Source organism: Amycolatopsis sp. NPDC058340 (genome assembly GCF_042723975.1).
GTDB lineage: Bacteria > Actinomycetota > Actinomycetes > Mycobacteriales > Pseudonocardiaceae > Amycolatopsis.
In genome coordinates this window covers 1-17,153 of sequence record NZ_JBHXIB010000033.1, presented here as the reverse complement: position 1 = coordinate 17,153, position 17,153 = coordinate 1, and the positions used below count along the sequence as shown (strand labels likewise).

At 68.7% G+C, this 17,153-nt stretch carries 17 protein-coding genes; 7 read left to right on the top strand and 10 right to left on the bottom strand.

The features are described from left to right. Positions 1-63 precede the first annotated feature (63 nt). Positions 64-936, bottom strand: coding sequence for a dTDP-4-dehydrorhamnose reductase (gene rfbD, locus ACFWIW_RS28795; RefSeq protein ID WP_378371365.1), 873 nt, complete (start codon positions 934-936; stop codon positions 64-66). A gap of 4 nt (positions 937-940) precedes the next feature. After that, complete coding sequence (rfbB, locus tag ACFWIW_RS28790; RefSeq protein ID WP_378371364.1) at positions 941-1,924, bottom strand: dTDP-glucose 4,6-dehydratase; 984 nt, start codon at positions 1,922-1,924, stop codon at positions 941-943. Positions 1,925-2,075: 151 nt separating this feature from the next. On the opposite strand from rfbB, the gene ACFWIW_RS28785 reads away from it, so the two are divergent. The 3 genes from ACFWIW_RS28785 to ACFWIW_RS28775 all read left to right on the top strand — a co-directional run bounded on the left by ACFWIW_RS28785 (position 2,076) and on the right by ACFWIW_RS28775 (position 5,733). Continuing rightward, a complete protein-coding gene (locus ACFWIW_RS28785) occupies positions 2,076-3,608 on the top strand; it encodes an LCP family protein (RefSeq protein WP_378371363.1) in 1,533 nt (510 codons plus the stop codon). Positions 3,609-3,695: 87 nt separating this feature from the next. Then, positions 3,696-5,015, top strand: a complete 1,320-nt coding sequence (locus tag ACFWIW_RS28780; protein WP_378371362.1) for an LCP family protein — start codon at positions 3,696-3,698, stop codon at positions 5,013-5,015. Positions 5,016-5,025: 10 nt separating this feature from the next. Further along, positions 5,026-5,733 (top strand): TIGR03089 family protein, encoded by a 708-nt coding sequence (locus ACFWIW_RS28775; protein WP_378371361.1) that lies wholly within the window; start codon positions 5,026-5,028, stop codon positions 5,731-5,733. Between the two features lie 55 nt (positions 5,734-5,788). On the opposite strand, the gene ACFWIW_RS28770 is transcribed toward ACFWIW_RS28775, so the two are convergent. Further along, on the bottom strand, positions 5,789-6,214 hold the full coding sequence (locus tag ACFWIW_RS28770; protein WP_007031884.1) for a DoxX family protein: 426 nt from the start codon (positions 6,212-6,214) through the stop codon (positions 5,789-5,791). Positions 6,215-6,348: 134 nt separating this feature from the next. Here ACFWIW_RS28770 and ACFWIW_RS28765 point away from each other — a divergent pair, with 134 nt between their 5' ends. After that, positions 6,349-6,801 carry a hypothetical protein gene (locus ACFWIW_RS28765; RefSeq protein WP_378371360.1) on the top strand — a complete coding sequence of 151 codons (453 nt, stop codon included), beginning with the start codon at positions 6,349-6,351 and terminating at the stop codon, positions 6,799-6,801. Here the strand turns inward: ACFWIW_RS28765 and ACFWIW_RS28760 are convergent. Next, entirely contained in the window at positions 6,749-7,177 is a 429-nt protein-coding gene (locus ACFWIW_RS28760; protein ID WP_378371359.1) for a hypothetical protein, read from the bottom strand. The two genes, ACFWIW_RS28765 and ACFWIW_RS28760, sit on opposite strands and share 53 nt — an antisense overlap. Before the next feature lie 106 nt (positions 7,178-7,283). Here ACFWIW_RS28760 and ACFWIW_RS28755 point away from each other — a divergent pair, with 106 nt between their 5' ends. Further along, positions 7,284-7,550: a DUF3027 domain-containing protein gene (locus ACFWIW_RS28755; protein ID WP_378371358.1), complete on the top strand. Its 267-nt coding sequence runs from the start codon at positions 7,284-7,286 to the stop codon at positions 7,548-7,550. Positions 7,551-7,627: 77 nt separating this feature from the next. Here ACFWIW_RS28755 and ACFWIW_RS28750 read toward each other — a convergent pair whose 3' ends face one another. Then, positions 7,628-8,800 (bottom strand): acyl-CoA dehydrogenase family protein, encoded by a 1,173-nt coding sequence (locus ACFWIW_RS28750; RefSeq protein ID WP_378371357.1) that lies wholly within the window; start codon positions 8,798-8,800, stop codon positions 7,628-7,630. A gap of 105 nt (positions 8,801-8,905) precedes the next feature. On the opposite strand from ACFWIW_RS28750, the gene ACFWIW_RS28745 reads away from it, so the two are divergent. After that, on the top strand, positions 8,906-10,555 hold the full coding sequence (locus tag ACFWIW_RS28745; protein WP_378371356.1) for a class I adenylate-forming enzyme family protein: 1,650 nt from the start codon (positions 8,906-8,908) through the stop codon (positions 10,553-10,555). A 73-nt stretch (positions 10,556-10,628) separates the two neighbouring features. Here ACFWIW_RS28745 and purE read toward each other — a convergent pair whose 3' ends face one another. The 5 genes from purE to ACFWIW_RS28720 form a co-directional block, all read right to left on the bottom strand. After that, positions 10,629-11,126 carry a 5-(carboxyamino)imidazole ribonucleotide mutase gene (purE, locus tag ACFWIW_RS28740; protein WP_378371355.1) on the bottom strand — a complete coding sequence of 166 codons (498 nt, stop codon included), beginning with the start codon at positions 11,124-11,126 and terminating at the stop codon, positions 10,629-10,631. A gap of 9 nt (positions 11,127-11,135) precedes the next feature. Next, positions 11,136-12,320, bottom strand: coding sequence for a 5-(carboxyamino)imidazole ribonucleotide synthase (locus tag ACFWIW_RS28735; protein ID WP_378371354.1), 1,185 nt, complete (start codon positions 12,318-12,320; stop codon positions 11,136-11,138). Between the two features lie 13 nt (positions 12,321-12,333). Beyond that, positions 12,334-13,539 carry a glycosyltransferase 87 family protein gene (locus ACFWIW_RS28730; protein ID WP_378371353.1) on the bottom strand — a complete coding sequence of 402 codons (1,206 nt, stop codon included), beginning with the start codon at positions 13,537-13,539 and terminating at the stop codon, positions 12,334-12,336. Next, positions 13,514-14,866, bottom strand: a complete 1,353-nt coding sequence (locus tag ACFWIW_RS28725) for a glycosyltransferase 87 family protein (protein ID WP_378371352.1) — start codon at positions 14,864-14,866, stop codon at positions 13,514-13,516. Before ACFWIW_RS28725 ends, ACFWIW_RS28730 begins: the two co-directional genes overlap by 26 nt. An 82-nt stretch (positions 14,867-14,948) precedes the next feature. After that, positions 14,949-15,821 (bottom strand): GGDEF domain-containing protein, encoded by an 873-nt coding sequence (locus ACFWIW_RS28720; protein WP_378371351.1) that lies wholly within the window; start codon positions 15,819-15,821, stop codon positions 14,949-14,951. A gap of 257 nt (positions 15,822-16,078) precedes the next feature. Here ACFWIW_RS28720 and ACFWIW_RS28715 point away from each other — a divergent pair. After that, a partial coding sequence (locus ACFWIW_RS28715) for a sigma-70 family RNA polymerase sigma factor (RefSeq protein ID WP_378371350.1) occupies positions 16,079-17,153 on the top strand: 1,075 nt, incomplete at its 3' end.

The window sequence follows — 17,153 nt, the reverse complement described above, 5'->3', positions numbered from 1 at the left end:
GTCCTCTGAATGCTGTAGTTGCACACGCAAGTACCGCATTCAGAGGACGAAATGCGGGAGACCTCAGGAAGCGAAGTAGGCCTTCAGCGCGTCGGACCAGTCCCGAAGCGGCGTGAGACCAGCCTCGCGCCAAGAGGCGTTCGACAGCACCCCGTACGCCGGACGCGCCGCCGGGCGGGGGAATTCCGCCGTCGTACACGGCTTCACCCGAGCCGGATCCGCGCCGAGTTCGGTGAAGATCGCCTTCGCGAACCCGCACCACGTCGTCGATCCGCCGCCCGTGCAGTGCAGCACTCGCTGCGAAGGCCCTTCGCCCGCTGCGACCCGGCCCGCCAGCTCCAGCAGCCCGGCGGCGAGGTCGCGCGACCAGGTCGGCGAACCGGTCTGATCGTCCACTACGGACAGTTCCTCGCGCTCCTTTTCCAGGCGCGCCATGGTCTTCACGAAGTTCGACCCGGTCTTGCCGTACACCCAGGACGTCCGCACGATCCAAGACCGGGCTCCGGACCCGAGCAGCGCGTCCTCACCGGCCGCCTTCGTCCGTCCGTAGGCGTTCAGCGGGCCCAGCAGGTCGCCGGTCTCGTACGGCGAAGTCGCGTCACCGGCGAACACGTAGTCCGTCGACACGTGGATGAGCGGCACCCCGCGCGACGAGCACGCCGCGGCGAGCACCCGGGGGCCGTCCGCGTTCACCGCGAACGCCCGCTCCTCATCGGTTTCCGCCGCGTCCACCGCGGTGTAGGCCGCCGCGTTGATCACCACCGGCGACGTCCCCGCCGCCCGTGCCCGGTCCGCCAGTTCGGTGACCGCGGCGACGACCTGGCCGGTGTCGCGCACGTTCAGTTCCGACGACGACGGGGCAGCGGCGTCCGGCGCCAGCGCCGCGAGATCCTGCCCCAGCTGCCCGGATCCGCCCGGTACGAGAATGCTCAGCACTTGTTCACGCCCCCGCACGGTTCTTCAGCGGCTCCCACCATGCTCGGTTTCCGCTGTACCAGGCGACGGTTTCGGCCAGACCGTCCTCAAAGGACTGACGAGGCGCGTATCCGAGCTCTTCCGAGATCTTGGTGATGTCGACCGAGTACCGCCGGTCGTGCCCCTTGCGGTCCTCGACCGGTTCGACGCTCTCCCAGTCCGCGCCGACGGCGGTCAGCAGCCGCTCGGTCAGCTCGCGGTTGGTCAGTTCCGTGCCACCGCCGATGTTGTAGACCTCGCCCGGCCTGCCGCCGTCGGCGACGAGCTGGATGCCGTGACAGTGATCGTCCACGTGCAGCCAGTCACGCACGTTGAGCCCGTCGCCGTAGAGCGGGACCTTCTTGCCGTCGAGCAGATTGGTCACGAACAGCGGGATGACCTTCTCCGGGAATTGGTACGGACCGTAGTTGTTCGAGCACCTCGTGACACAGACGGGCAGGCCGTGCGTGCGGAAGAACGAACGGGCCAACAGATCCGAGGACGCCTTCGACGCGGAGTACGGCGAATTCGGCTCCAGAGCGTGGTCTTCGGCCCAGGATCCCTCCTCGATCGAGCCGTAGACCTCGTCGGTGGACACGTGGACGAACTTCCCGACCTCGGCCTCGAGCGCGGCCTGCAACAGGGTCTGCGTGCCGAGCACGTTGGTCAGCACGAAGTCGGCGGCGCCGGCGATCGAACGGTCCACATGGGACTCGGCGGCGAAGTGCACGACCAGGTCGACGCCCCGCATGAGCTCGCTGACCAGGGCGCCGTCACAGATGTCGCCCTTCTCGAACCGGTAACGCGGATTCTTGCGAACCGGCTCCAAGTTCGCCTCGTTGCCCGCGTAGGTCAGCTTGTCGAGCACGATCAGCTCGGCGTCGGCCAAGCTCGGGTACGCGCCCGTCAGTACCTGCCGGACGTAATGCGAACCGATGAATCCGGCACCCCCGGTGACCAGCACTCGCATCCCGCGATCCTCCCTCGACGACTTCACCGACCGGCCGAGTGTGTCACGACCGGGGCAACCTTTCACCAGCCTACGGACGTCTAACACGAGACTCAGTAGAGTCATGGACGAGGCACGCGTGTGCCCTGGGGAGATTCGTGGAGGACCGCACGTGACCGAGTGGCCCGGGCCACCCATTCCGGCGCGCCGTGGCGGCGGCGTCGTGGTGTTCGCCCGTCGCGGCGTGAAGGTCGTGTTCAGCCTGGTCTCGATCACGATCCTGGCGCTGACCTGGTGGGGCTGGCAGTTCATCGGTGACCCGTCGCAGGGCTTCGCGACCACGAACATCTTCGAGGACAACGGCCACCCGCCGGCGAAACCGCTGGACGGCGCGATCGACATCCTGCTCGTCGGCCAGGACAGCCGCACCGACGCGCAGGGCAACCCGCTGCCGCGCGAGGTCCTCGACATGCTGCACGCCGGTGTTTCCGACGGCGAGCGCCAGACCGACACGATGATCCTGGTGCACATCCCCCAGGACGGTAAGAAGGCGGTCGCGATCTCCTTCCCCCGCGACTCGTGGGTCGAGATCACCGGCGGCTTCGGCAAGCACAAGCTCAACAGCGCGTACGTGTACGCCTACAACGACACGTCGAAGACGCTGCAGCAGCAGGGCAACGCCGATCTCAAGGACGTCGACGCCAAGGCCAAGGACGCCGGCCGCAAGAACCTGATCGCGACGCTGGAGAAGTTCATCGGCAAGCCGAAGATGATCGACCGGTACGCCGAGGTGAACCTGTCGAGCTTCTACGAGATCACCAAGGCGATCGGCGGCGTCGAGGTCTGCCTCAACAACGCGGTCAAGGAGAAGAAGTCCGGCGTGGACCTGCCCGCGGGCAAATCGACCGTCGAGGGCGTGCAGGCGCTCGCGTTCGTCCGTCAGCGCTACGACCTGCAGAACGGCGACCTCGACCGGATCGCGCGGCAGCAGGCCTTCCTGTCGGGGCTGGCGAACAAGGTGCTCTCCTCCGACGTCCTGATGAACCCGGCGAAGATCTCCGACCTGATCGAGGCGGTAAAGAAGTCGGTCGTGCTGTCGGCGGGCTGGGATCTGCCCGAGTTCGCCGCCCAGATGCGCGGGCTGACCAGCGGAAACGTCGAGTTCCACACCATCCCGACCCAGGGCGACGCGAACATCGGCGGCGCCGCCGTGCTCCGGGTGGACCCGGCGCAGGTGCAGGCCGAGGTCGCCCGCCTGACCGCCGACGGCGAGAAGGCGCCTGCCGAGACCCCGGCCACCTTGCCGGGCGCGGAGGCGGTGACCGTCGAACTCTTCGACGGATCCGGCTCCCCCACGGCGGCCACCGAGACCCGGAACCTCTTGCAGGGCAAGGGTTTCAAACTCGCGGCCGACACCAAGCTCAGCACCCGTAACTCGACAGTCGTCCGGTACGCGCCGGGCGACGACGACGCGCTGGCCCTGATCAAGCAGGTCTTCGGCACCACGGTGCAGGCCGAGGCGGATCGTGACGTCGCCCCCGGCAAGGTGCGGGTGCTGCTCGGCAAGGACTTCAAGGGCGCGACCGCGACCACGGCGCCGTCGAAGACTTCGACGCCCTCGAAGCCCGCTCAGCCGCCCTCCAGTGCTCCGGCGGCGCCCAGCACGACGCCGATCGTCGCGGGCAATGTGCCCTGCGTCAATTAATCCCGGGTACTCAGCGTGGCCGACCTCACGGTGGCCTAGCCTTCTCCTACGATCGGACAACGGCAGCGCCAGGGGAGGTGATCGGGGATGAGCGACGAGGACAAGGGCGTCAACGAACGTTCTGAGCAGTTGGACGACGAGGAGCCGAAGTCCGAAGAGGACACCAAATCGGACACCGAGAGTGACGAAAAGCCTCGGTTCGTCCCGACGCCGTACCCGCGGAATCGGCCGCTCCCCCAGCCGTCGGCCCCGGCCGAAGACGAAGCGGTCTCGGGCACGCTCGCCGTTCCCGAGCGCCCGCTGCGCCGTGCCGGCCGGATCACCCGCCGGATCGCGGTCGGCCTCGTGTCCCTGCTCGCCCTCGGCACGACGGGCTACGCGTACGTCACCAAGGACCAGCTGCAGAACAACGTCCCCACGACGAACGCGCTGAGCAAACCCGACGATCCCGCGGCCCCGCCCGCTGACGACGGCGCGAACGACATCCTCCTGGTCGGCAGCGACGCGCGCACCGACGCGCAGGGCAATCCGCTGCCGCTCCGGGTGCTCAAGGAACTGCGCACCGAGGAGAAGCCGGGCGTCAACACCGACACCATCATCATCCTGCGGATCCCGAAGAACGGTGGGAAACCGTCCGGTGTCTCGATCCCGCGTGACACCTGGACCGAAATCCCCGGCCGCGGCCCCAACAAGATCAACTCGGCTTACGGCGTCGCGAAGACCAACTACGCGAACGCACACCGCGGCGAATCCGATCAGGCGAAACTCGAACGCGATTCCGATCAGGAAGGCCGCAAGGCACTGGTCCAGACCGTTCAGGATCTGACGAAGATCCGCATCGACCACTACGCCGAGGTCAACCTGCTCGGGTTCTATCTGCTGACCGAGGCATTGGGCGGCGTCAAGGTCTGCCTGAATCACTCGACCGAGGACAAGGACTCCGGCGCGAACTTCCGGCGCGGCGAACAGACCGTGTCGGGCGGTGAGGCGCTTTCGTTCGTCCGGCAGCGCAAGAACCTGCCGCGCGGCGACCTCGATCGCATCGTGCGGCAGCAGACGTTCCTGTCGTCGGCGCTGAACCAGGTGCTCTCGGCGGGGACGCTGACCAGCCCGTCGACGATGGCGGGCCTGATGGACGTCGTGCGCCGGTCGATCGTCCTCGACGAAGGGCTGGACCTGCTGGAGTTCGCGCAGCAGGCGAAGGGGATCGCGTCGGGCGACCTGACCTTCACGACGATTCCGGTGGTGAACATCAACGGCCGCAGCGCCGACGGCCAGAGCATCGTCGAGATCGACCCCGCCGCCGTGCGGTCGTTCGTCTCCGGTCTGGTGGGCCGGGGCGGTGGCGGCGGGGCGGCCGGGGCGGCTCCGCTGCTCGCCGCGTCGAGCGTTCCCTGCGTGAACTAGCGTTGGGGGCGTGAGCCTCACCGAACTGCTGCTGCGGCCCGTACTCGGGTCGCCCGCGAAACCGCTGATCACGCACTACGACGACAAGCAGGGCAGCCGGGTCGAACTGTCCGTGGCGACCACGGTGAACTGGGCGGCCAAAACGGCGAACTGGCTGGTCGACGAGTTCGACGTCGAACCGGGCGACGAGGTCGCCGTGGTGCTGCCGTCGCATTGGCAGACCGCCGGCGTGCTGCTGGGCGCGTGGTGGTGCGGCGCCAGGGTGGTGACCGAGACCGCGGGCGCCCGGGTGGCGTTCGTCGCGCCGGGCGGCGTTTCCGACGCGGCCGCGACCGCCGTCGTCTCGCTGCACCCCATGGGCCTCGGGCTGCCCGCCGGCTCCGTACCCGACGGGGCGATGGACTACCTGACCGAAGCCAGGCTTTCGGGTGACCAGTTCAGTCCGTTGTTCCCCATTCCCGGCGACACTCCGGCGCTGGGTTCGTCCACTGTGGAGGAAGTGCTCGCCGAAGCCCGCTGCCGCGCCTCCGGCCTGGGACTGTCCGCTGAGGACCGGGTCCTGTCCACTGTGGAATGGACTGGCGCGGAAGGGATCCTTTCGGGATTTCTGACGCCGTTGGCGGCAGGCGCACATCTGGTCCAGGTCACCGACGCGGATCCGGCCAAACTCGCTTCCCGGCGCGAAGCGGAGCGGACTACCGCGGATCTCCCCTCCTGAAGCGCTGCGAACGGGGCTTCCATCCGCCGATGAAAGCCCCGTTCGTCGCAGTGGATCAGGCGTCCTGGAGCTGCTTCGCCTCACGCTTGCGTCCGAAGAGCGCGTGGTCGAGCGACAGCTTGCCGGCGTTGAAACCGAGCGCGAGCCCGGCGACCGCCAGGACGAGGACGAGTTCGTAACCGCCCTGGCCGGTGAGGCCGTTGTCGAGGTGCACCGAAAGCAGAGCGCCGACGGAGACCACGACGAAGCCGAGGCCCACCAGCGGCGTCAGGAAACCGACGATGAACAAGATGGCTCCCACGATCTCCACCGCGATCGCGAAGATCGCCGCGAGCGTCGGGAGCGGGATTCCGGTCTGCTCGAAGAACTTCGCGGTGCCGTCGATCCCGTTTTCCCACTTCTGCAGGCCGTGTGCGAGGAAGACCACACCGACCCCGATCCGGCCCAGCAGGAGGGCGACATCCTTGAAACGAGCGAACATCGGGTATCAGCTTTCTGGTCGGTGAATATTCAACTTACCCGGATCACGGTAGGGCACCGGGCGCCTCCGACGGCACCTCCGGAGCGTGATCGACAGGTACCCGACAGGAACTCCCGTACGGCAGAATCCCCTTCGTGACGGACGAACGGCTGACCGGCCTCTGGTCGGACGAGATCGTGTATCCGGGCAGCGTCGAGTCCGTCGACCTGGCGTTCCGCGGTGACGGTTCCGGATGGCTCCATTGGTCGAGCTGGAGCACCGAATTCGCGGTTTCCCGCTTCACCTGGGCGACTCCGGGCAAACTGGTCTTGAAGTTCTATCGCGCCCTCGGCGGCACGTGGTCGATCGAAGACGGTGTCACCCGTCACGAAGTCGAGTCCGACGAGAAAGAAGAGTCCGTCATCCGGCTCGGCTATGAAATCGCGCCCGGCGAGGACCCGTTCGGCAATCCGGTGACCCTGCTCTCCCTCGACCGCCCGTTGGACCAACACCTCGCGGGATCGCGGTTCGCCTGGGTCGAGAACCCGGCGTCGCTCAGCGACCCGTCCGCCGATGCTCCGCGGCCAGACCCGTCCAGCCGCCGCTGACGGCCAGCACCTCGAGCACCCGCTCGGCCTGCTCGGCGAACCCGGCCAGATCCGCGTGCAGCAACGCTATCCGCTCGGCGTCGAGCGGGACCTCGTCGTCGGCCCACAGCTCGATCACCGTGCTGACGGTCCACACGAGGAACTGGATGATCCGGATGAACTCCTCGGACGGCTCGTCGACGGCGCCGCGGTATCCCGTCTCGATCTCGTCGCAGGCCGCGACCAGCTCCCGCAACGGCCTGACGACGTCGGCCGCCGTCCCGTCCCACGCGGCCGACGGCCACGTGCGATCCCCGAGTTCGAGCCACAACCGCCAGCCGGCGATCAGCTCGGCCTCGTCGTGCGGTGTCCACGACACCGGAGCGAACCAGAACATCCTTCGAGAGTGACACCGGCGGTCCATGATCGCCGTACTTCCGTGAAGCATCTCACCGAGGGTTAAACCGATCGCCTGCGCGTACGGGCGCCTCTAACCTCACACCATGCCCGACACGAATCAGCCCTGGTCGGGCGACGACGAACAGTTCAACCGCGCCTGCCATGCGCGCTGGCGCGAACGATTCAACCGCCTCGGCGACCGACAGGGTGAGCAATGCGGCGGATGCGTCTTTTGGGTCGCCCTGCACGGCCGGCTCGGCGACGACTACGGCGCCTGCACCAACGCGCGTTCGTTCTTCGACGGAATGGTCCGCTTCGAACACGACGGTTGCACCGCTTTCACGGAACGCGGCGACGGATCTTTCGGCTGATGCATCCGGAGTACATGAAGGCCCCCTTCCTTACGCCTATCGCAAGGAAGGGGGCCTTCATGTACTTACGGCGGAAATCAGCCCTTGAGCAGGGCGCGTGCCATGACCATGCGCTGGATCTGGTTGGTGCCTTCGTAGATCTGGGTGATCTTCGCGTCGCGCATCATGCGCTCCACCGGGAAGTCGCGCGTGTAGCCCGCGCCACCGAAGAGCTGGACGGCGTCGGTGGTCACCTGCATCGCGATGTCCGACGCGTACGCCTTCGCGGCCGCGGCCATGTAGCCGCCGCGCTTGTCGCCGCGCTCGGTCGCCGCGGCGGAGGCGTAGACGAGGTTCCGGGCGGCTTCGATCTTGATGCCCATGTCGGCCAGCATGAACTGGACGCCCTGGAACTCCGAGATCGACTTGCCGAACTGCTTGCGCTCCTTGACGTACGCGATGGAGGCGTCGAGCGCGCCCTGCGCGATGCCCAGCGCCTGCGCGCCGATGGTCGGGCGGGTGTGGTCGAGGGTGCGCAGCGCGGTCTTCAGGCCGGTGCCGGGCTCGCCGATGATGCGGTCGGCCGGGATGGTGCAGTTCTCGAAGTGGATCTCGCGGGTCGGCGAGCCCTTGATGCCGAGCTTCCGTTCCTTCGAGCCGACGGTGAAGCCGGGGTCGTCCTTGTGCACGACGAACGCGGAGATGCCGTTGGCCTTCTTCTCGGCCTCGGGGTCGGTCACCGCCATCACGGTGTACCAGGACGATTCACCCGCGTTGGTGATCCAGCACTTGGTGCCGTTCAGCACCCAGTGGTCGCCGTCGAGCTTCGCGCGGGTGCGCATCGAGGCGGTGTCCGAGCCGGCTTCGCGCTCCGAAAGCGCGTAGGACGCCGAGGCCTCACCGGAGGCGATCGAAGGCAGTACGAGCTTCTTCAGGTCTTCCGACGCCGAAAGGATGATCGGCACGGTGCCCAGCTTGTTGACCGCCGGGATGAGCGACGCCGACGCGTCGACACGCGCGACCTCTTCGATGACGATGCAGGCGGCGATGGCGTCCGCGCCCTGGCCGTCGTAGGCCTCGTCGATGTGCACGGCGTTGAAACCCGACTTGACCAGCGCGTTGTACGCCTCGATCGGGTAGCGCTCGTTCTCGTCGACCTCGGCCGCGTACGGCTCGATCTCCTTCTCCGCGAGGGCACGCACCGCGGCCCGCAGCTCCTCGTGCTCTTCGGCAAGCTGGTACAGACCCGGGCCGTCAGACACCTTCGTCACCTCTTCTAACCGCGTTTGGGAGTTTGACCGATGTTAGCGCTCGTTCACATGGTGCGACATCGCGAGCGCTTGTGTCTTTGACCGCAAAGTCCGTACGTTCGAGTGATGGAGCTCACCCCGTTCCCCCGGTCGCTCGATTATCCCGAGGTCCCGGTCGGCTCGGTGCTCGCCGGCGCCGCCGCCCGCTGGGGCTCCCGCACGGCCTTCGCCCACGGAGACCAGAGCCTCACCTTCACCGAGACATACAGCGCGGCCTGCCGGTTCGCGAACGCCCTGCGCGCCGAGGGCATCGGGCGTGGCGACGTCGTCGCGCTCCACCTGCCGAACTGCCTGGCGTACCCGGTCGCGTACTACGGAACGCTGCTCGCCGGGGCGACCTTCAGCCCCGCGAACCCCCTGCTCCCGCCCGAGGACCTCGCCGCCCAGCTGGCCGACGCCGGGGCGGTCGCCGCCGTCACCGTCGGTCCGGTCGCGCGCGTGCTCGCTTCGGTTCGTGATCGGACGTCGGTCCGGCTGACCATCGTCGTTCACCCGCCGGAGGCACTCGGACAGGGAGAGGTCGAGTTCACGGAATTCCACTCCGGTCACTCCGACGAGCGGCCGGACGTCGAGATCGACATCTACCGCGACCTCGCCCATCTGGCGTACACCGGCGGCACCACCGGACGCTCGAAAGGGGTCCGCCTGCCGCATCGGAACGTCGTGGTCAACAGCCTGCAAAGCTCTTGCTGGCGGCTGGGCGCGGTCCCCGCCGTCGACAGTTCAGGCGAAGTGATCGTCGAGCAGCTCGGCGGCCCGGACGAGTGGCCATCGCGGATCGGCACCGGGATCGCCCTCAACCTGACGCCGTGGTTCCACGCCATGGGCACGATCGCCGCACTCAACGTCCCCCTGCTCGACGGCGGCACCATCGTCCTGCACGACCGCTTCGACCCGGCCGCGTACGTGGCCGACGCCGAACTGCTGCGGGTCACCACGATCGGCGGCGCGCCCGCGCTGTTCGCCGCGTTGCTCGCCTGTCCCGAATTTCACACGGCCGACCTGTCTTCGGTGCTGACCATCGGCTCCGGCGCGGCGCCGATGAACCACGAGATGATCCGCGCCCTGCAGAAACGCTTCCCCGGCGTGCTCATCATCGAGGGCTACGGCCTCACCGAGGTCACCATGGGAGCCGTCATCGCGCCCGCCTACCGCTCCGCCGTCCGGAAGGTGGGCTCGGTCGGCCTTCCGCTCCCCGACACCGAGGTCAAGATCGTCCCGGCCGAAGGCGGCGAAGATCCGTTACCCGCCGGGGAAAGCGGCGAGGTATGCCTGCGTGGCCCACAGGTGATGATCGGCTATCGCGACCGCCCCGAGGAGACCTCGGCCGCGCTCGTCGACGGCTGGCTGCACACCGGCGACATCGGCATCCTCGACGAGGACGGCTATCTGTCCATTGTGGACCGAAAGAAGGACATGCTGCTGTACAAGGGATACAACGTCTTCCCGCGCGAACTCGAAGAGCTGCTGATCACTCTGCCCGGCGTCGCGGCCGCGGCCGTCGTCGGCAAACCGGACACCGAGGTCGGCGAACTGCCGGTCGCGTTCGTGGTGCGCAGCGACGAGAACGTCACCGCCGAACAACTCCTGGAAGCGGTCGGCGCCCGCGTCCTGCCGTACAAACGGCTGCGGGCGATCCACTTCGTCGACCAGATCCCGGTCTCGGCGGCCGGGAAGGTGCTCAAACGGGAGCTGCGGAAGCAACTCGCCGACTGAACACCCCGCGTTTCGCCCTCTGAATGCGGTGGTTCGATGGTGAGCTACCGCATTCAGAGGACGAAATGCGAGATCAGCCTTCGACGCGTTTGCGCAGCGCGGCGTCCTTGTCGAGCACCAGCTGCTCCAGATCCGCCTGGAACCGCGCCATCTTCGCCTGCAGTCCCTCGTCGGAAGCGGCGAGGATGCGCACCGCGAGCAGCCCCGCGTTGCGCGCCCCGCCGACGGAAACGGTCGCGACCGGGACACCGGCGGGCATCTGCACGATCGAGAGCAGCGAGTCCATGCCGTCGAGGTACTTCAGCGGAACCGGCACCCCGATCACCGGAAGCACCGTCGCCGAAGCGACCATGCCCGGCAGGTGCGCGGCACCGCCGGCGCCCGCGATGATCACGCGCACACCGCGCGAAGCGGCCGACGTCGCGTAGTCGAGCATCCGCTGCGGAGTGCGGTGCGCCGAGTAGACGCCGACTTCGTATTCGATGCCGAACTCGGCCAGCGCCTGCCCGGCCGCTTCCATCGTCGGCCAGTCCGAATCGCTGCCCATGATCAGGCCAACCTGCGGCGCCATTTCCTACTCCTAGTGGATCTCGTAGCCGTCGAGCCAGACGGCGTGGGAAAGCCAGTGCGCGGCGAGCAGCGCGCGGTCGCGCAGCTCCTCCATGCGGTCGCCGACGAGGTTGACGTGGCCGAGTTTGCGGCCGGGACGCTCTCCCTTGCCGTACAGGTGAACGCGAATGTCCGGGTACCGCGCGAACAGGTGGTGCAGCCGTTCGTCCGGGCCCATCTCCGGCGCCTCGGGCGCGCCGAGGACGTTCGCCATCACGCAGGCGGGGGCGATCAGGTCGGTCACCCCGAGCGGGTAGTCGAGCACGGCCCGCAGATGCTGCTCGAACTGCGAGGTCTTCGAACCGTCCTGGGTCCAGTGGCCCGAGTTGTGCGGGCGCATGGCGAGTTCGTTGACCAGCAGGCCTTCGTCGGTCTCGAACAGCTCGACGGCGAGCAGGCCGGTCACGTTCAGCGTCGCGGCGATCCGCAGCGCCAGGTCCTGCGCCTCCTGCGTGCGCTCGCGGCTCAGCCCCGGCGCCGGGGCGAGCACCTCGGTGTTGATCCCGCCGGATTGCACGGTCTCCACCACCGGCCACGCCGCGCCCTGCCCGAACGGGGACCGGGCCACGAGCGCGGACAGTTCGCGCCGCATGACGACCTTTTCCTCGACCAGCAACGGGGTTCCCGCGTCGAGCAGTTCGGGGACGGTCTCGCGGGCGTGCTGCGCGGTGTCGAGCATCCAGACACCGCGGCCGTCGTAGCCGCCCTGCGCCGCCTTGAGCACCACCGGCCACGAGTGCTTGTCCCCGAAGGTGATCACATCGTCCACAGAGGACACTTCGGCGAAGGCTGGGCCGGGGATCTCGAGCCCGGCCATCATCTCGCGCATGACGAGCTTGTTCTGCGCCATCGACAACGCGGCCGGATCGGGCCGGATGGTGACGCCTTCCATCGCGAGCGTCAGCAGGTGTTCGCCGGGAACGTGTTCGTGGTCGAACGTCAGCACGTCGACCCCGGCCGCGAACGAGCGCAACGCTTCGAGGTCGGTGTGGTGCCCGTGCACGACTTCGCCCGCGACGAGGCCGGCGGATTCGTTCTCCCCGGCGGCCAGCACGCGCAGGGACTGGCCGAGGGAGATCGCCGCCTGGTGGGTCATCCTGGCCAGCTGTCCGCCGCCAACCATGCCCACGATCGGAAGACCGGTTCGTTTGTCCATAACAGCGAGCAGATTACTTGGCCGCCACCGCCACGACCTGGGCGGACCCGCGTCGCAGCTCCCGCACCGCCAGGCCTGTGATGGCGATCGCAGCGGTGAGGACGTAGACGTTGCCGAGCAGCGACCAGCCCAGCCCCCAGCCGAACTCGGTGTCCCCGCCGTTGGGCACGAACATGATCAAGCCGCTCGCGAACAGCACCGCGACACCCGCGGCAGGCACCCACGATCGGCGGACGACCAGCAGGACGAGCAGCGGCACCGTCCACACCCAGTGGTGTGACCACGACACCGGCGAGAGCAGCAGCCCGTAGAAGGCGGTCACCAGCAGTGCGCCGACCGGATCGCCGCGGCGGTGCAGGCGCACGACCAGCCAGACGGCGGGGACGGCCAGGACGGCGGCGACGGCGATCGCCACCGCCAGTGACCACGACGCGAGCTCCGAAGCACGGTTCACCAGACCGTTGAGCGACTGGTTGAAGATCCAGTGCACGGAGCCGACCCGGCTGGGGTCGGTCGCCGATTCGGTCCAGAACCGGACGGCGTCGCCGGGGATCACCGCGAACATCACCGCTTCGAGCGCGACGAACGTGCCGAGCGCCCGCAGCGCGTCCTTCCAGCGGCCGGTGAACAGCAGATGCGGCACGAAGATCAGTGGCGTCAGCTTGATCGCTGCCGAAATCCCGATCAGCACCCCGGCCCAGCGCGAACCGCGCGCCGAAAGCACCAGGACGTCGAGGACGATCAACGCCATCAGGACGAGGTTGATCTGGCCGAGGAAGATCGTCTTCCAGACCGGCTCCAGCGCCAGCGCGCCCGCCGTGGCCAGCGGCAACACCCACCATCGGGTGAGCGGTGCACCGCACGCGCGGGCGACCACGGAGATCACGACGCTGAGGCAGACCAGCGAGAGAGCGCCGACGACGCCCCAGGTCAGCCCGGCGGGGACGATCGCGAGCGGCAGGAACAGCGGTGCCGCGGCCGGGGTGTAGGTGAACGGCAGCAGCACCCACGGCGGCAGGGTCGTCAGCGCCTCGCGGGTGTAGAGCGGTTCGCCCTTCAGCAGCGTGAGAGCGCCGGCCCGGTAGACGGCGCTGTCCGCGCCGAGGTGCCATTCGCCGAGCCACGCGACGACACCCAGCGCGAGCATCGCCAGCGCGAGCACACCCGCCAGCGTGATCCCGACGAGCCGGGCGTCAGCCGCCGGACGTGACTTCAGCATGCTTTTCGGTGTCCCCCGAGCCCTGCTTCCGGCGCAGGTACCACCAACGTCCGGCCAGCGCGAGCGCCAGCACCAGCGGCATGAAGATGTACGCGCTGCCGAGGATGTTCTGCCACACCTTCCAGTGCAGCTCGACGTTGCGGCCGTTCGGCAGGATCAGCAGCACACAGCTGATGAAGACGAAGAACACCGCGAAGGTGCCGAGCCAGCGTTTCCACGCGGTGGCGGGCGTGGTCTTCGGCAGGCGCGAGACCAGCAGGACGACCAGCGGCGCCACCCAAACCCAGTGGTGGGTCCAGGAGATCGGCGAGATCAGCAGGATCCAGAACGCCGTCACCAGCATCGCCGCGAGCGCCTGGCCCTTGCGATGGAAGCGCAGCACCAGCCAGATCGCCGGGATCGCGAGCAGCGCGCCGATCCCCATCGCCGCCTTCGACGCCCAAGGCGCGAGCTCGGTGAAGCGGTTCATGAGCGCGTTCAGCGACTGGTTGCCCGCCCAGTGCACCGGGCCGATCCGGCCGGTGTCGGGCAGCGTGTAGGTCCAGTACCGGGCCGCGTCGTGCGGGATGATCAGGAACATCAGGCCCTGCATCACGACGAACGTGACGAGCCCGCGCACGGCGTCCATCCGGCGGCCGGTGATGAACAGATGCCCCAGGAACACGATGGGGGTGAGCTTGACCGCGGCCGCGACGCCGACGAGCACGCCGCCCCAGCGGCTGCCCCTGGCCCCGATGACCAGGATGTCGAGCATCACCAACGCCATCAGGATGATGTTGATCTGGCCGAGGAAGATCGTGCGCCACACCGGCTCGAGGCCGAGGAAGACCAGGAAGAACGCGATCGTCGACCGGGCGGGCGAGGCCCACCAGCGGGGACCGTCGGACGAGGGTTTCGGCAGCGCGCCGATGGCGATCCGGACGCACAGCGCCAGCGCGAGCAGCGAGACCGCGGTCAGGAGCCCCCAGGCGACCTGCGTCGGGACCATCGCGAGCGGAATGAACAGCAGCGCGGCGGTCGGCGGGTAGGTGAACGGCAACAGCGCCCACCACGGCTCCACCGGAAGGGTGTTCGCGTCGTACAGCGGGTCGCCGTTCAGCAGTGTCTCGGCACCGGCGCGGTACACCGCGCTGTCCACGCCCAGCACCCATTCGTGCTGCCATCCCCAGATGCCGAAACCGATCGCGACCAGCGGGATCACCGACAGGATCAGGATCGACCTCGGCCGGACGGACAAGCGGGCGAGCGACCTCCGCAGCGAGAGACGATGCTGCGGTCGGCTCGCCGAAACGTCGCCGTTGGCGTCGGCGGGAACAGTCCGGGTCACGCAAACAGGAAATCATGAACCGGGTCGTCGCTGGTCGACAGGGTCGCCCGTGACCTGGAGAACCTCTTACGCTAACCCAGCGTCAGGAGCGCGCGAGACTGCCGAGCAGATCGCACGCCTGGTCGTAGGTCGCCGGGAGCCGGACCGCCGAAATCTGCGGGCGGCCGGTGTCACGCAACTGCGCGTCCACCGAAAGCCGCTCGTTGAGCGCCCTTCGCAGCGCGACGCCGGACGAGGCGAGCCTCACATCCTTCGGCACGAGGGCCCCGGCGACGGACGGCCCGATCGAGGCGACGCTCTCCCCGCCGTCGAACACCTGCTTCAACGCGTCCGCGACCAGGATCATCCCGGTCAGCCGGGGCCAGCCCGCGACCGAACTGAAGTCCATCGACACCACGAGCAGCGTGTGCGCCTCCGCGACCGGCCGCTCGTCACGGCGGGCCTGGCGGTACAGCTCACTCAACCGGGTCCTCAGATACGCGGCGGTGGGCAGGCCGGTGAGCGGTTCGGTGACCTCGGTGTTCACCAGCTGATCGGTCGCGACGTCCGCCCACGCCAGCGCCGTCACCCGGAGTAGCCGGGAGGGCGTGGAGTCGACATCCGGAGCGAGGAAACCGTCCACCGCGTCTGGCTCGGCGAGCACGGCGTGCAACGCCGCGAGGTCCGCGAGCGTCTCGGCCAGTCCCGCGCCCGCGGCGGCCCGTGCCCGGCCCAGCCCCGCGAGGGCGGTCTCCGCCACTTCCGCGGGAGCGATCCGGCCGTTCTTGATCACCGCCGCGCAGACGGCATCGACCTCGGGCAGGCCCCAGTCGCTGGGGAAACGCCAGCCCGCGGCCAGGCTGGCCGTCCGCCAGCGGGCCCGCAGTGCGCGGAGCGTGCGATCTCGTTCGAACCGGTTCCAGGCGGCTTGCCCGTCGGATCCCCCGGACGGCGCACCGGTGGCCGGTACGTCCACTGCCCACCGCCCCTTTCCGTTCCGATCTTTTCGATCTTGCGATCGCTTCACGGTGGGGACGCCCGTCCACGCCGCGCGTGACGGCGTTTTTCAAGGATCTTTCCGAACTCTTCGGTAACCCAGAGCGGGTGAAGGTGTTGCGCTCTCCGGGTCATCGACGGGACCGCGAGGTGACGTGCGTCGCCCGGTCCGTCACACTGAGCGGGTTCGGGCGTTTAAGACAGTAGACCCGCCGAACCAGCAGATGAAGGAGCCCCGTGTCCACCGTTCCCGCCGATCTCTCCGGTAAGAGTGACGCCGAGCTGATCGCCGAGGTGCGTGACGGGAAGATCGCGTCTTACGGAACCCTTTACGAGCGCCACGCCGGCGCGGCGCACAATCTCGCCCGCCAGCTCGCCCGCTCGAGTTCCGAAGCCGACGACCTCGTTTCGGAAGCCTTCGCGAAGGTGCTGGACACGCTGCGCGGCGGCAAAGGCCCCGACGCCGCGTTCCGCGCTTACCTGCTGACCGCGCTCCGGCACACCGCCTACGACAAGACGCGCAAAGACAAGCGCGTCGACCTGAACGAGGACATGTCCGACGTCGGCGGTGCCGTCGGCGAAGCGCTGACCGTCCCCTTCTCCGACACCGCCGTCGCCGGGCTCGAGCGCACGCTCGCCGCGAAGGCGTTCGCCCGGCTGCCCGAGCGGTGGCAGGCGGTGCTGTGGCACACCGAGATCGAAGGGCAGACGCCCGCCGAGGTCGCGCCGCTGCTGGGGCTGACCGCGAACGGTGTCTCCGCGCTCGCCTACCGGGCCCGTGAAGGCCTGCGGCAGGCCTATCTGCAGGTCCACCTGGCCGAGAACTCCGCCGAACGCTGCCGCGCGAGCGCGGACAAGCTCGGTGCGTGGACCCGAGACGGGTTGTCCAAACGCGAACGCGCCCAGGTGGAGAACCACCTGGACGAATGCGAGAAATGCCGCGCGCTGGCCGCGGAACTGGCCGACGTCAACACCGGTCTGCGCGGGATCATCGCGCCGATCGTGCTCGGTGGCGCGGCTCTCGGCTACCTGGCGACGACCGGGGCCGGCAAGGCGGGCGCGGTCACCGCGGCCGCGACGGCCGCCGCCGCGGGTTCGACTTCGGGCGGCGCCGCCGGTGCCGCCGCGGCCGGACCGCGCCAATTCGCTGGCGTGGCCGGATCGAGCGCGGCCATCGTCGCCGCTGTCGCGGTGGCGCTCGCCGCCGGTGGCGGCACCCAGGAGATCCCGGCCGCCGCCGCGGTCCCTCCGCCCGCCGTCGCGCCCCCGGCTCCGCCTGCCGCCCCGCCGCCCGCCGCCCCGCCGCCCGCGG

Excerpts from the sequence above, each read along its gene's own strand:
- ACFWIW_RS28730 (WP_378371353.1), bottom strand. The coding sequence starts at position 13,539 with ATGCTGAAGTCACGTCCGGCGGCTGACGCCCGGCTCGTCGGGATCACG.
- rfbB (WP_378371364.1), bottom strand. The coding sequence starts at position 1,924 with ATGCGAGTGCTGGTCACCGGGGGTGCCGGATTCATCGGTTCGCATTAC.
- purE (WP_378371355.1), bottom strand. The coding sequence starts at position 11,126 with ATGGCGCCGCAGGTTGGCCTGATCATGGGCAGCGATTCGGACTGGCCG.
- ACFWIW_RS28780 (WP_378371362.1), top strand. The coding sequence starts at position 3,696 with ATGAGCGACGAGGACAAGGGCGTCAACGAACGTTCTGAGCAGTTGGAC.
- ACFWIW_RS28745 (WP_378371356.1), top strand. The coding sequence starts at position 8,906 with ATGGAGCTCACCCCGTTCCCCCGGTCGCTCGATTATCCCGAGGTCCCG.
- ACFWIW_RS28760 (WP_378371359.1), bottom strand. The coding sequence starts at position 7,177 with ATGTTCTGGTTCGCTCCGGTGTCGTGGACACCGCACGACGAGGCCGAG.
- ACFWIW_RS28755 (WP_378371358.1), top strand. The coding sequence starts at position 7,284 with ATGCCCGACACGAATCAGCCCTGGTCGGGCGACGACGAACAGTTCAAC.
- ACFWIW_RS28735 (WP_378371354.1), bottom strand. The coding sequence starts at position 12,320 with ATGGACAAACGAACCGGTCTTCCGATCGTGGGCATGGTTGGCGGCGGA.
- ACFWIW_RS28770 (WP_007031884.1), bottom strand. The coding sequence starts at position 6,214 with ATGTTCGCTCGTTTCAAGGATGTCGCCCTCCTGCTGGGCCGGATCGGG.